Origin of the sequence: Methanocella sp., from assembly GCF_035506375.1 — an archaeon.
Taxonomy (GTDB): Archaea; Halobacteriota; Methanocellia; order Methanocellales; family Methanocellaceae; genus Methanocella.
In genome coordinates, this window is the sequence record NZ_DATJPM010000052.1 from 1 (window position 1) to 12846 (window position 12846).

The following is a 12846-nucleotide window of genomic DNA, read 5'->3' on the forward strand; positions in this document are numbered from 1 at the left end:
CATTCCACTGTGCCCTTGTATCCTTCGTGCCCTGATGTCAATGAACCGGCTTTGTGTACTTTGTAACTTAATCTAAAAAGAAAACTTTGTGGGCCTCCGTGCTCTTCGTGCCTTTGTGGTGAAAAATAGTGCCCTCCGTGCTCTTAAAAAGCTTAAAATACGGGAGTAATTCAACACAGCAATAATGTTTAAAAATATGTTTGAGCCATTTCAGGCAGCATTAGAGTACTCTTATTAACTTTTAGAGTCACTTTTTATAAAAGCATCCGCCAGTTCACGAACGCCTCGGCGTACTTGATCCGGACCCGGCTGCCCCGGTATGCGGCGAGCGTTTTAACCTCTTTGATGTTGATGGGCCCGTCCTTGATCTGGGACTTATACTTTGCCAGAGCCTTACATTTGATGTCCAGCGTGTCTGATATATCGCAGTATACCAGGTTCTCGCTCATGTACGACGAGGGAGTTTCGCCCAGCAGCACGATGGATGACTTGACCCGGGCGGCGGACAGCGTGATGTTGCAGACGTTCTTATGGTCCTGGTGCGTGTCGTGGTCCGTGTGGGTAATGACCATTGCGGGGCTCACTTCGTCGATGTAGTCCTCGACCATCCTGACCATATCTATATTATGGGGTATTCGGCCATCTTTCATGCCGCAGAGCCGGACTCCCTTGAGCCCCAGCACCTTCGCCGCCTGCATCAGCTCATTCTTCCGGATGACGGCGGTGCCGTTCTCGCAGCCGTCGCTGATGACCAGCGAATAGGCGTCCAAACCCTGGGAGATCGCGCGCGCGACAAGCCCTCCCGCCATCAGTTCCATATCATCCGGATGAGCAGACACGACAAGTAGAGGTCCCGCTAGTTGCACTTTTGACACATCCAGCCTTATTATTATAATATGCTAAATATTATATCAGTAATCGATTATATCTCTATCTACAGCGATATAATAGTATGATAAAAAGAATTGAAATAATATTATAAATTGAAATTTATCACGGCTTTAACGCTTAATCGCTAAGGGAATGCTATAATTAGTTAAAAATTTGCTGCATACGTCGGTTTCTGATATTTTTAAGTTGGCTCGCGATCCGCTTTTACAGCGCATAAAGTATAAGCGAATGCGTTTTAATTGTTAAATAGTAAATAAAATATATAAAAAAATAGATGTTAACAAAATTATATTAAGCGGTGCTCCAATGACCGAAACGCTAATCGGCGAAAAGCGCCAGGACCTGAACTTTTTATATACGCCCGAGGCCGACATCCCGGGCCTTAAGCTCGCTTCGGTCATCATTCTCGCCTACAACAGCTTCCGGGACCTCTGCGAGTGCCTGCCGACCATCATGCGCCAGACCCGCCGGGGCTACGAGGTGATCGTTCCGGACAACAGTTCCTCGAACGATACCTGCGAGCTCATAAAGAATAATTACAAGGACGTCAGGCTCATCGATAACGGGGCGAACCTCGGCTACCCGGCCGGCAACAACCGGGGCTTCCAGTATGCCAGGGGCAAGTACATCGTGATCGTCAACCCGGACGTCGTCGTGGACGACGCCTGGCTCGACGAGCTCGTCAAACCCCTGGAAAAAGACCCGCGTATAGCCATCACGACCTCCAAGATCCTGATGTACGGCGCCGATAAGATCAACACATGCGCCAACCACATACACTTCAGCGGCCTGGGCTTCTGCCGGGGCCTTAAGAGCGAAGCGTCCTCGTACGATACGCCGGAGGTGGTCGGGGCCATGTCGGGCTGCTCCTTCGCCATACGAAGGGAAGCCTTCGAGGATCTGGCCGGCTTCGACCCGGACTTTTTCCTGTACCTGGAAGATACAGACCTCTCCCTGCGTGCCCGGCTCCGGGGCTACAGGATCCAATACGTCCCGACCTCGATCGTTTACCACAAGTACAGGATGTCCCTGACGCCCGCGAAGGAGTTCTACCTGGAGCGCAACCGGCATATGCTGCTCCTGAAGAATTACGGCGCAAGGACTCTGCTGCTCATGTTCCCCGCGCTGCTTATGACGGAGGCCGTCACGTGGGGATATGCCGTGCTCCACGGCCTGCCCTATGTCCGGGAAAAGTTGCGGGCCTACTGGTGGATGCTGACACACCTGGGCGATGTCATGGAAAAAAGGCGCCGCGTCCAGCAGGGTCGAAAAATATCGGACCGCGAGTTCATCGGCCTCCTCGAATGGAGAATACCGTTCGAGCAGCTCATCGATAGCCGGCCCTTATGCCGCTTTGCCGATCTGACGTTGAACAATTTCTACCGGCTCTATTTTACGCTAATAAAAAAGCTCGTGTGAGCCTGTCATATCAGGCTCTCGTAGACTTTTATCGTTGATCGCACGGTGTTGTCCCAGGAGAACTCTTTCGACCGGCGCAGGCCGCAGGTCCTTAGATCGTCCCGGTGTCTTTCATCTGAGAGCAGGTCCCCCAGCACGCCCGCGATGTGCCCGGGCTCGTTCTTATCGATGACAATGCCGGCGTCCCCGACGACTTCCGGCAGCGAGGTCGCGTTCGATACAGCGACGGGCGCTCCGCAGGCCATCGCCTCCAGGGGCGGAAGGCCGAATCCTTCGTAGAGGGACAGGTGGGCGAACACGTCGGCCGTGTTCAGGAGCACCGGCAGCTCTTCATCGGGGACATACCCGGTAAAGACCACATCGTTCTCCAGTCCCATGCTTCTCACCAGCTCCACGTGGCTGGCATTGGGCTTACCGATCAGGAGCAGCTTTACGTTCCTGGACCGCGGCCGCAGGTGCCGGAAAGCGTGTATCAGGGACTCGACGTTATCGATGGCCCTCGGCGAGTCGAAGCCGACGATCAGGAGGGGGTCGTCCTTAAAAAATTTTTGTTTTTCCCTGGCGACCACCTCCCGGTCGACGAGCCTGAACCGGGAATTATCCACGCCCTGGTGGACCACGGAGACTTTATCCGGGTCGATGCCGAAATATTTTATCAGGTCCTGCTTCGTATACTCCGATACCGCTATAATGCCGTCCGCATTCCGTATGATCCGGCTAAAGATCTGCCGGTACTTCAGCCAGGTAATATAGTATGAATAGAGGTGCTTCCGGTATTCCGGCTCCTGCTTTGCCAGCACGAACGGGTTAATGTCGTGGACCGTGAGGACTTTTTTGTATCCGCTATTCCCGAAGGCATAAGGGCCGAAATGGTACGTATCGTGTAGCAGTTCGAGATCCAGTCGCGCGAGCACTCTCGGTAATACGAGCAGCTGGCGGAGCTCGATCTGGAACGGGATATCCGGCATTCTGATCTGAACGTCCTTGACCTTCCCTTCGCCTGCCACGCCATTGGGCCGGGAATGCACTACGCATAAGCTTTCAATCCGGTCGTCCGATACGAGCCCACGGGTCAGCTCGTCCGTATACTTCTGTATGCCGATTGAATCGGCAAATGCATCCGTGATTATGCCAGTTCTCATGGTCCCTCCCGTGGTTAGATTGTGGCATGGCCTTCGAGGTAATGCCTGATATTGGCCGATAGCTCATTCTGCCGGCTCAGCCTGCCCGTTGCCTTCAGGCCCTGTCCCAGGTATCTTTCCAGGTCGCTGACCTCGCGGGCGACTTTCACGTTCGCGTCGTTCTCCATGGCCTCCGCGATCTCGAGCTGGTGGTCGTCGATCACTTCGTTATATTTTTTTAGACGTGGAAAAATTACTATTGGCACGCCCTCCTCGAGCGCCGTCAGTATGGCGCCTACACCGGCGTGGCTCACGACAATCCTTGCTTCCCCATTCAGCTTTTTCATGTCGGGCATGCTGGCAAAATCAAAGTATTTTGCGTTTTTTGGGACATATTTCGTCGACCCTTTTTGGATGACGACTTCTTCGTTTATTGTGTGGGCGATGTCGTCCATTGCCTTTACGAGCCGGTCAAAGCCCTGGTCATGATTACCGACAGTAACGAATATCAGAGCACATTCCCCCAGTATTTTGCCTTCTTGCCATATTTTTCAAGTAAAGGCTTCCATTGTACCAGGAAAAGATCGCACACCGGGTAGACGATCTTACCACTGCCCGAAGGCTCTTTTACCCGGCACAGGCTCTCGATGAACATCGTGCGGATGCCCAGGAGCCGGGCGATATAAAAGACCGGTATGGCGATCTCCGATCCCGTGGAGACGATCAGGTCGGGCCTCTCCTTGAGGAGGATCCTTAAGATGCCGGGCGTATTAATTATATATTTTAGGGGGCTTTTACCCAGGTTATCGATCGTATATGCGTTGACAAGCTCCCTGGTGCGGAAGCCTTTATAAGTCAGAAAGAAGACTTCGTGGCCCTGGAAAGCGTCCATGAGCCGCAGGATCTCGGTCAGGTGTCCGCCATGGGAGCTGGTAAGACAGATCTTCATATTGCCTCGGTCTATGCCATATTATTATAATTTTATATATTATACGTTTATTGTTATAGCTTACAATGAATAAATATTTAACCACCGGGCTTCTGCCGGCCAATCGCTATTCTTTTCTAGCCATACGAGAATACTAGCCAGGCTACATCATCGATATGCAAGGCGTTCGGGTAAGATCTTTCATAAGCGTCCGGAGGACAGGGCTTTAAATTGAATACGATTGGAGAACTTTAATATAATATTAAAATAATAACATATACAGAGTTACCATCCTTATGATAAATGGAGATCGACATGGATAAACAACCCATTCTGGCCTTTGTTCTCTTGATCGGCGTGATCCTCGCCTTAGCTTTCCCGGGCTTTTATGGGCACCATTCGTCCAATGTCACGGCCACCCCAATCGACACATCAATACCGACGATCTACCCTACCCCTGTCTCGTCCCCGACGCCGACGCCTATTCCCGTCGTAAAGACGCTCGAATGGTCCGGATATTCCTGGATCGTCGACGACTATCGGGGGGGTGTCTTCACGACGAATAACGTCTGGGTGGACTCCGAGGGCAGGCTCCACATGAAGCTCATCTATAAGGACGGTAAATGGAACGAGTTCAACGTCATCCTCAAGGACCCCATCGGCTACGGAACTTACTCCTGGACGGTGGACACGGACCTGGAGGATATCCAGGACGTCCAGGATGGAGGGAATCCCAATTTCATCTTCTCCGGGTTCTCGTACGACGACTCGCTGCCCGACTACAACTACGGGGAGATCGATATCGAACATTGCAAGTGGGGTAACCCAGACCTTGATTCGAATACTGACTGGACCATCCACCCGGCCAACCACCTCGTCCAGTATAAGCATATCACGGGCGCGAATAATACGGATACGATCGAGTGGATGCCCGACCACATCAAGTTCAGCGTCCAGGGGCCCTCGCAGCCATATATGGAATATGTTTTTAACGATCATTCGCAAATACCTCCCGCTTCCGGCTACATGCAGTGGCTCTTCTACGTCGGGGAAGTCAAGAGCCATCCGCCCCCGAACAATATAGGATACTACGAGGCCGAAGTCGTGATCAGAAACTTCAAAATAGTTCCATATACTGCCTAAATTCATTTTAAATAAACCTCATTATAGTCCGCTCAACATGTAAGTGTAAATTTTGGAAAAATTATAGATAATATGTATAAAAGTAGCTATTTTATTACGTATTTTTACCAAATATTTTTATTAGATAGTAAAAAGTATATATACGATTGCTTATTAACAAAAAGTCCAGAAATACCTTATAAAAGATTCCATATCTACATAAATTGCCCCGTCATCCAGTGACATGGCATTTGAGGATAGGGAAAAAGGTGGTGTGGTTATTAAGATAAAAACTATTTCAGCATCTCTAGTATGCATGATAGTCCTGGTGTTGGCGAACGCAGTGCCAATGACTGCCGCCTTATCCACGGCTACCAGTATGGCAAATAATGCCCAGGCATCGGCCACCCCCGTGACGTCCATCAATTGGGCCGGATATACATGGCAGATCACCGACTATAAGGGTGGGTCTTTCACCTCGGATAACGTCTGGGTCGATACCGCCGGCAAGCTCCACATGAAGCTCATCTACGAGAATGGAAAGTGGGAAGGATACAACCTCATCCTCAACAATACCGTCGGTTACGGTACGTACAAGTGGAACATCGATACGGACGTGGGCGCCCTCGAGAAGGCGAACCCCAGCCTGTTATTCAGCCCCTTCCTCTTCGATAGTACGCTCAGCAGCCAGAACTACGGAGAGATCGATATCCACATGAGCAAGTTCGGAGCGACGGATGACCGGACGAACATGAACTGGACCATCCGCAGCGCGGGCCTGACGGACTATGAAGGTATCACGGGCGCGGGCGTGACCCACACGCTCCAGTGGATGCCCACTTACCTGAAATTCACGGCCCAGGGCCCCTCGCAGCCGTATAAGGAGATGAACTTTACCAACGCGGCGCAGATACCGAACGCCACGGGCAATATGCAGCTCCTGCTGTACATCGACGAGCTGAATAACGCGGCCCCGCCGAACGGCGCGAGCACGTACTCGCAGGAAGTCGTCCTCAGCGGCTTCACGTATACGCCATACTCAAAGACGCCAACGGCAACGCCTAAGCCTACGGTAACGGCAACGCCTAAGCCTACTTTGACTGTGACCCCGAAGCCTACGGTAACGGCAACGCCCAGGCCGACGGTAACGGCAACGCCCAGGCCGACGGCGACTCCTACGCCGACGCCCAGGCCCACTGCGACTCCGACTCCGACTCCTACGCCGACGCCCGGCTCTCAGGTAACATCCATTAACTGGGCCGGCTATAACTGGGAAGTCACCGACTACCACGGCACGAAGTTCACCACTAACAACGTCTGGGTCGACTCCCAGGGTAAGCTCCACATGAAGACGATCTACGAGAACGGCAAGTGGGAATGCCCCAACCTGGTCATGCCCGGGAACATCGGCTACGGTACGCTCAAGTGGACCGTGGACACGGATATCCAGAATATCCAGGACAGCCAGAATGGCGGTAACCCGTACTTCGTGTTCGCCCCGTTCACGTACGATAACACGCTCTCCAACTACGCTTACGGAGAGATCGATATCGAGCACTGCAAGTGGGGTAACCCCGACCTGCCGTCGAATACCGACTGGACGATCCACTCGGCCGACGATCACGTCGAGTATAAGCACATAACCGGCGCGAACAATACCTATACGCTCACCTGGAACCCGAACCTGATCAAGTTCGACGTCCAGGGGCCCTCGCAGCCGGACATGAGCTTTTCGTACACGAATTCCTCGATGATCCCGCCGGTCTCCGGCAATATGCAGTGGCTCTTCTACATCGGTGAATGGCACTGGGAACAGGGCCAGGCTCCGCCCAACAACGCGAGCTACTACGAGGCGGAAGTAGTCCTCAGCAGCTTCCAGTATATCCCGGCGTAAATGCCGGGACTCTTTCTTTTTTATCAATACATTTGTTGTTTTTAGCCTGCATTCCTTACTGTCGTACTTCGATCGCCTGCAGGATAATTAATAAGCATTATATATTAAGCAAAATAATATAAATTATGTTATCATGTTCCAGCAGCTCAAGAAGTACTACACCGACCGCTTATACCGCAACTCGCTCGCGTTCATCCTCAATGCCGCCATTTCGTCCTTCTACGGGCTGATCTTCTGGATACTGGCGGCGAGGCTTTTGCCGGCCAGCGATATCGGCATCGCGACGCTCGTCATATCCGTGGCATCGATGATCATAAGCCTGTCCAGGCTTGGCCTGGACGCCGGGCTGATGCGATTCCTTCCCTCGGCAAAGGATAAGAATGTCCTTTTCAATACAATCACGATCATCACGCTGGCCCTGTCCCTGCTGATCGCCGTCGCCTACCTTGCCGGGCTGGACATTTTCTCGCCGGCCCAGAGCTTTTTACGGGGGGGCTGGCTAATGCTGATCTTCCTGGGGTATATCGCCATCGCCTCCATTAACATTTCCCAGAATTCGGCAATTACCGCCATGAGGCGTGTCGACCTGATGGTGATCCAGAATAGCATCCTGGGGATGCGCATCGTGCTGCTCTACTTTATCGCGGCCTTAGGTTTTATCGGTGTGCTCCTGTCGTTTAATATCGCCTATATACTGTCGCTCGTCGTCGGGAGCGTCATCCTGTTCAAGAATGGTATCCGGCCCGCGCCGGACGTACGCCTGTCGGCGATCAAGGGGACGGTTAAATTCTCGTTCGGCAACTATGTTGCCGATAACATGGCAGCCCTGCCCCTGACGTTGATGCCGATCTTCATCATCAATTCCCTCGGCGCTGAGCAGAACGCCTATTACTTTATCGCCGTCAATATCACGTCCATACTGTTTACCGTGCCGTCCTCGATCGCCGCATCCTTATTCGTCGAGGGATCGAACGATTTCCCCATGCGGGCGAATACCATTAAGGCGCTCAAGTTTTCCCTGTTGATACTGGTGCCGATGGTCCTGGTGCTGATCGTTTTCGGGAACCTCATCCTGTCACTGTTCGGAAGCGCGTACGTTAGCCATTCGCTGGATTTCTTAAAGCTGATGGCCATCGCGAGCGTGTTCACGATCGTGCCCGCGATCTACGTGGCGATCAAAAAAGTACATAAGGATGTTGTTACGCAGAACTTCGTCATCTTCGCGATATCTGCGATGGTAATCGTCCTGGGATACGTCCTTCTGCCACAGTTCGGCATCATTGGTATCGGATATGCCTGGCTGGCCTCGTCTCTACTGGTCAGCTTACTGGTGCTGGGATTAGTCCTGAGGCATGATAAGTGGGAACTGCCCGGTTATATACGAAGGCCTGCATGATTTTTATACCTTTTTATATTTACGATTCGGCGTCCAGCCCTCCGGTTTCACAATACAAAAACCTGTGGTTTCGTGTTTGTTGTGTTATCGTTTATCCTTTGTTTGTGTGGTTCGCTGATTTGTCCGGTTTTTCAACACGAAAACACGAATTCTTTTCTAGTCCCACGTAAGGGGCACGAACCGCACTAAAGTAGATGCTTTCACGTTAAAACACCAAACAACCTCCCGAAGGGCACGAACATCACTAATTATTTGAAACACTAGAGAAAGCATAAATTTCATGCCGTTCTCGTGGTTCAATCCTTTAGTGTTTTCGTGCCATTCGGGAGGTTGTTTCGTGTTTTAAGCGCCAGGCATGGACCTTAGTGATTTTAGTGCCCTTACGTGGGATATAAAAAGAATTCGTGTTTTCGTGTTGAAAAACCGACGGGCAGTACGAAAATGGAAAACAGGGCAGAGGACCACTAAACAAACACGGAACCACTGAAGGCACGATAAGTAGTTCCGTGGGCTCTTAAAAAAGTAAAAATATAACAAAATCACTTTGCCCGGATAGGCACGATGTATCGCCCGTATCCGCTCTCGACGATGACCGCCTCGACGCCGTATACGTGATTTATATTTTGCACCGTGAGCACGTCCTCGGGCTTCCCGAAGGCGAACAGGCGGCCTTTCTGCATCATGGCGACCTTATCCGAGTACTTCATGGCCAGGTTCAGGTCGTGCAGGGCGACGATCATCGAGGCGCCCTGATCCTTCGTGAGCTTTTTAGTGATCTCCAGCACCTCGATCTGGTGCTTCAAATCCAGATTACTCGTGGGCTCATCGAGTAAGTAAAGCTGCGGTTCCTGGGCGAGTGTCCGGGCGATATACACCTTCTGCTTCTCGCCGCCGCTCAGCTCGTCCATGAACTTGCCCGCCATGGACGTGATGCCCATGTTCTCCAGCGCCTTCTGGACGATGTCCAGGTCTTTTTGCGACACGTTCCATTTTATATGTGGCTTGCGGCCCAGCAGCACGGTCTCCATGACGTTCGAGAAGAATAAGTAATGGAAATTTTGGGGAACATAGCCGATCATCTTTGCTATCTCGGGCAGGCCGATGGCCGACAGGTCCCGGCCGTCGATATATATTTTCCCCGATGCAAGCTGGATGATCTGGGCTATGGACTTGATGATCGTGCTCTTGCCAGAGCCGTTGGGGCCGATAATGCTTACGACCTCCCCGGGGCCGACCTCGAACGATACGTCTTCAATGGCTTTGTACTTGCCGTATTTCACCGAGATGCCGTCGAGCTTGACCCTCATAGTATCACACTAATATATGTGGCTATCCTTGCCCCGGAGTATCAGGAACAGGAAGAATATGCCTCCGATGATGTACATTATGATGCCGACCGGAAGTTCAATAGGGCTGACGATAGTCCGGGCGAAGGTGTCCGAGACCATCAGGATGATGGCGCCCGTCAAGGCGGAGCACGGGATGAGATACCGGTAATCGTTGCCGATGAGCATACGGCAGATGTGCGGGGCCATGAGGCCGATGAAGCCTATGACGCCCGTGAAGGCGAGACAGCTCGAGGCGATCAGCGTCGTCAGGAACAGGCATATCAATCGTAGCCGCTCGACCCTTATCCCGAGGCTCTTCGCTATGTCGTCGCCCGCAGAGAGGGCGTTGAGGTCCCAGGAGCTCAGCGAGAGCAGCAGGACGCCGATGAGAGTGATGGGCGCGAGGATGAGGATGGCGTTCCAGTTCGCGCTCCACATCCCGCCCATGAGCCACAATACAATATCCTTGAGCCGCTCATTGTTAGACAGATACTGGAATATGAGCACGCCGGCCTGGAATATATAGCCGATGACCACGCCCGCCAGGATCAGGGTCGCCTGGCTCGTGCCCCGCATCCTCGAGATCCCGTAGATCAGGAACATGCTCAGGAGGCCGAAGGCGAAAGCGCTGATGACGATGATGTAGTCATCGTTGATCATGAGCATGGCCGAGAGGCCCGAGCCGAAGACGATGGCCAGGGCAGCGCCGAAGGATGAGGCAGAGGCGAGGCCCAGCGTGAACGGGCTGACGAGCGGGTTCCTCAGGATGCCCTGCATGACCGCGCCCGCGACTGCCAGGCTGACGCCGGTCAGGATGGCTAAAAGGATCCTCGGCATGCGCATGTTCACGACGATGGATTCGGCGATGCTGCTTCCAGGCGTAATTGATCCCGGGTCCAGCCGGAAGCTAAACGGGATATAGTGGTCGATGAAGACGAAAATACCATCGATAAAAGCTATTACCGCATGGCCGATGGACAGCCAGACGTCGCTCAGGCTGATGCTGACCGACCCTGCCGTGATGGAGTAGATGGATGCCACGATCAGCAGTATTAATAATGCCACGAGCAGGACGACCTTTTTCGCGTGGCCTTCCCTGTATATCTCGCTGACGAACGCCTCTTTTACTGTGGGCTGGCCCTCCATTCATACACCTCTTTTCATCTGGCCCCGGCAGGGCAGATTCGCACTCCTTGTCTATACTTCAAAATGATAGAAATGGTTTTCCCCATAATAAAAAAGGGGCATGGTCATCATGCCCTTCATGGTGGCGGATAGATGTAGACATAGTCGTTGGCGCCGGGGACGAACTTTTCCGAATACGTGTCGAGCGCCTTTTGCGGGTCCACGTCACTAAACCGGTCCGGGTAAAGAATCTTGCCCATGTACAGCATGCCCATGAATCCCTTGGGGCCATAAGCGACGGCCGTGGACATGATGTAGACCTTATTATTCTTCACGGCGTTCACGTTCTCCATGCCCGTCCTGTTCCTGATATCGGCGATCTTGCCCGCCATGTAGTCCTGCGACTTCACGTAGCCGACGTTCCTCACGATGACGTCCGGGTTACTCTGGAGGATCCACTCGGCGCTGACCTGCGGGTACATCTGGGTCTGGTTACCCGCAATGTTCCTGCCGCCGGACATGCGGATGAGCGTGTCGCCGCCCGAGCCCTTTCCGGCCGTCGTGATGGTCGTAGTGTTCTGTTCCCAATAAACGAGGGGTTTCTGGCTGTCGGACACGTTAACTATCCGGTCTGATACTGTCTTCATATTGTCCTCGATGAAGCCAGCATAGGCAGTAGCATTGTCCTCTTCGCCACAGATGATGCCCATTTTCCGGATATCCGACGTCAGGTTATCCATCTTATAGCAGTCAAGCTGTACCAGGGTAATGTTGGCCGCCTGGAACTGCGCCAGGTTCTTGGGCTTCCAGCTCGCGTAGGAGATGACCACGTCGGGCTTGAGCGCGATGATATCCTCGATGCTCGGGTTGTCCCAGACGCCGACGCTGGTCACGTTGCCCAGCAGGGTCGCCATGAGTGGCGTGTTGTTTACCGTATTCACGATGCCGACTATCTTGTCCTTCGCGCCCAGGGCGATGAGCACTTCGGCGGCGTCGGAGTTGGTGACAACGATGCGGTTCGCTGCCGCGGGCAGCTTGATGACATTGCCCGCAGAATCGGTGATAATAATCGGGCCTGCGCTCGGTGTCGGCGTAGCGGTCGACGTCGGGGCGGGACTCGTGCAGCCCGAGAGCGCTGCCGCCATGATCATTATCGAACACAATAAGAAACATAGTAAACGTTTGTTATAGATACCTTATACCTCCTCGTATGATGGCTTATTGTTGAAAAGTATGGTATGCAAGGCTTTGTATTAATAATTTATCGAATTTTCATACTAAATGTGACAAATATTAATTATTATAATAAATGTACGAACAAACTAGACAATTATAAAAGTTGGTGCGGCCTGGTGTAACCCTGGTGCCACTTGGTGATATAATAAAAAGTTGGTGCAGCCTGGTGTAAACTAGGTGTGGTTGGAAATAGTGTGCTTACAAGTGGCACCAGGGTTACACCAGGCCGCACTAACTTTTTAAAAAAATTTGCTGTGTTGAATATGCCCTTTTAAGTCTCAGAGTGTTCGAAGGCACTATTTTTCACCACAAAGGCACGAAGAGCACGGAGGCCCACAAAGTCTTTTTTATAATTAAGAGACAAAGGGCACAGAGCCGCTTTTTGA

General features: G+C 52.3%; 11 protein-coding genes. 4 read left to right on the top strand and 7 right to left on the bottom strand.

The window, feature by feature from the left end; genetic code table 11:
- Positions 1 to 254 precede the first annotated feature (254 nt).
- Positions 255 to 875 (bottom strand): PIG-L deacetylase family protein, encoded by a 621-nt coding sequence (locus VMC84_RS06850; protein ID WP_325379237.1) that lies wholly within the window; start codon positions 873 to 875, stop codon positions 255 to 257.
- Between the two features lie 322 nt (positions 876 to 1197).
- Here VMC84_RS06850 and VMC84_RS06855 point away from each other — a divergent pair, with 322 nt between their 5' ends.
- Positions 1198 to 2310 carry a glycosyltransferase family 2 protein gene (locus VMC84_RS06855; protein WP_325379238.1) on the top strand — a complete coding sequence of 371 codons (1113 nt, stop codon included), beginning with the start codon at positions 1198 to 1200 and terminating at the stop codon, positions 2308 to 2310.
- 5 nt (positions 2311 to 2315) lie between these two features.
- On the opposite strand, the gene VMC84_RS06860 is transcribed toward VMC84_RS06855, so the two are convergent.
- The 3 genes from VMC84_RS06860 to pssD are packed head-to-tail and all read right to left on the bottom strand — an operon-like array spanning position 2316 to position 4380.
- Positions 2316 to 3452 carry a glycosyltransferase family 1 protein gene (locus VMC84_RS06860; RefSeq protein WP_325379239.1) on the bottom strand — a complete coding sequence of 379 codons (1137 nt, stop codon included), beginning with the start codon at positions 3450 to 3452 and terminating at the stop codon, positions 2316 to 2318.
- Between the two features lie 14 nt (positions 3453 to 3466).
- The gene (locus tag VMC84_RS06865) at positions 3467 to 3979 is read right to left on the bottom strand and encodes a glycosyltransferase (RefSeq protein ID WP_325379247.1); all 513 of its coding nucleotides are present in this window, start codon (positions 3977 to 3979) and stop codon (positions 3467 to 3469) included.
- The gene (pssD, locus tag VMC84_RS06870) at positions 3940 to 4380 is read right to left on the bottom strand and encodes a PssD/Cps14F family polysaccharide biosynthesis glycosyltransferase (RefSeq protein ID WP_325379240.1); all 441 of its coding nucleotides are present in this window, start codon (positions 4378 to 4380) and stop codon (positions 3940 to 3942) included. The genes VMC84_RS06865 and pssD overlap by 40 nt, the downstream gene beginning before the upstream one ends.
- Positions 4381 to 4674: 294 nt before the next feature.
- On the opposite strand from pssD, the gene VMC84_RS06875 reads away from it, so the two are divergent.
- The 3 genes from VMC84_RS06875 (at position 4675) to VMC84_RS06885 (ending at position 8771) form a co-directional block, all read left to right on the top strand.
- Positions 4675 to 5502, top strand: coding sequence for a hypothetical protein (locus VMC84_RS06875; protein WP_325379241.1), 828 nt, complete (start codon positions 4675 to 4677; stop codon positions 5500 to 5502).
- A 307-nt stretch (positions 5503 to 5809) separates the two neighbouring features.
- Positions 5810 to 7375 (top strand): hypothetical protein, encoded by a 1566-nt coding sequence (locus tag VMC84_RS06880; RefSeq protein WP_325379242.1) that lies wholly within the window; start codon positions 5810 to 5812, stop codon positions 7373 to 7375.
- A 133-nt stretch (positions 7376 to 7508) separates the two neighbouring features.
- The gene (locus tag VMC84_RS06885; RefSeq protein WP_325379243.1) at positions 7509 to 8771 is read left to right on the top strand and encodes a lipopolysaccharide biosynthesis protein; all 1263 of its coding nucleotides are present in this window, start codon (positions 7509 to 7511) and stop codon (positions 8769 to 8771) included.
- Between the two features lie 539 nt (positions 8772 to 9310).
- On the opposite strand, the gene VMC84_RS06890 is transcribed toward VMC84_RS06885, so the two are convergent.
- The 3 genes from VMC84_RS06890 to VMC84_RS06900 all read right to left on the bottom strand — a co-directional run bounded on the left by VMC84_RS06890 (position 9311) and on the right by VMC84_RS06900 (position 12375).
- A complete protein-coding gene (locus VMC84_RS06890) occupies positions 9311 to 10078 on the bottom strand; it encodes an ABC transporter ATP-binding protein (protein ID WP_325379244.1) in 768 nt (255 codons plus the stop codon).
- Positions 10079 to 10087: 9 nt separating this feature from the next.
- Positions 10088 to 11245, bottom strand: coding sequence for an iron ABC transporter permease (locus VMC84_RS06895; RefSeq protein WP_325379245.1), 1158 nt, complete (start codon positions 11243 to 11245; stop codon positions 10088 to 10090).
- Between the two features lie 116 nt (positions 11246 to 11361).
- A complete protein-coding gene (locus VMC84_RS06900) occupies positions 11362 to 12375 on the bottom strand; it encodes an ABC transporter substrate-binding protein (protein ID WP_325379246.1) in 1014 nt (337 codons plus the stop codon).
- Positions 12376 to 12846: the final 471 nt, after the last annotated feature.

Excerpts from the sequence above, each read along its gene's own strand:
- VMC84_RS06855 (WP_325379238.1), top strand. The coding sequence starts at position 1,198 with ATGACCGAAACGCTAATCGGCGAAAAGCGCCAGGACCTGAACTTTTTA.
- VMC84_RS06860 (WP_325379239.1), bottom strand. The coding sequence starts at position 3,452 with ATGAGAACTGGCATAATCACGGATGCATTTGCCGATTCAATCGGCATA.
- pssD (WP_325379240.1), bottom strand. The coding sequence starts at position 4,380 with ATGAAGATCTGTCTTACCAGCTCCCATGGCGGACACCTGACCGAGATC.
- VMC84_RS06875 (WP_325379241.1), top strand. The coding sequence starts at position 4,675 with ATGGATAAACAACCCATTCTGGCCTTTGTTCTCTTGATCGGCGTGATC.
- VMC84_RS06885 (WP_325379243.1), top strand. The coding sequence starts at position 7,509 with ATGTTCCAGCAGCTCAAGAAGTACTACACCGACCGCTTATACCGCAAC.
- VMC84_RS06890 (WP_325379244.1), bottom strand. The coding sequence starts at position 10,078 with ATGAGGGTCAAGCTCGACGGCATCTCGGTGAAATACGGCAAGTACAAA.
- VMC84_RS06895 (WP_325379245.1), bottom strand. The coding sequence starts at position 11,245 with ATGGAGGGCCAGCCCACAGTAAAAGAGGCGTTCGTCAGCGAGATATAC.
- VMC84_RS06900 (WP_325379246.1), bottom strand. The coding sequence starts at position 12,375 with ATGATCATGGCGGCAGCGCTCTCGGGCTGCACGAGTCCCGCCCCGACG.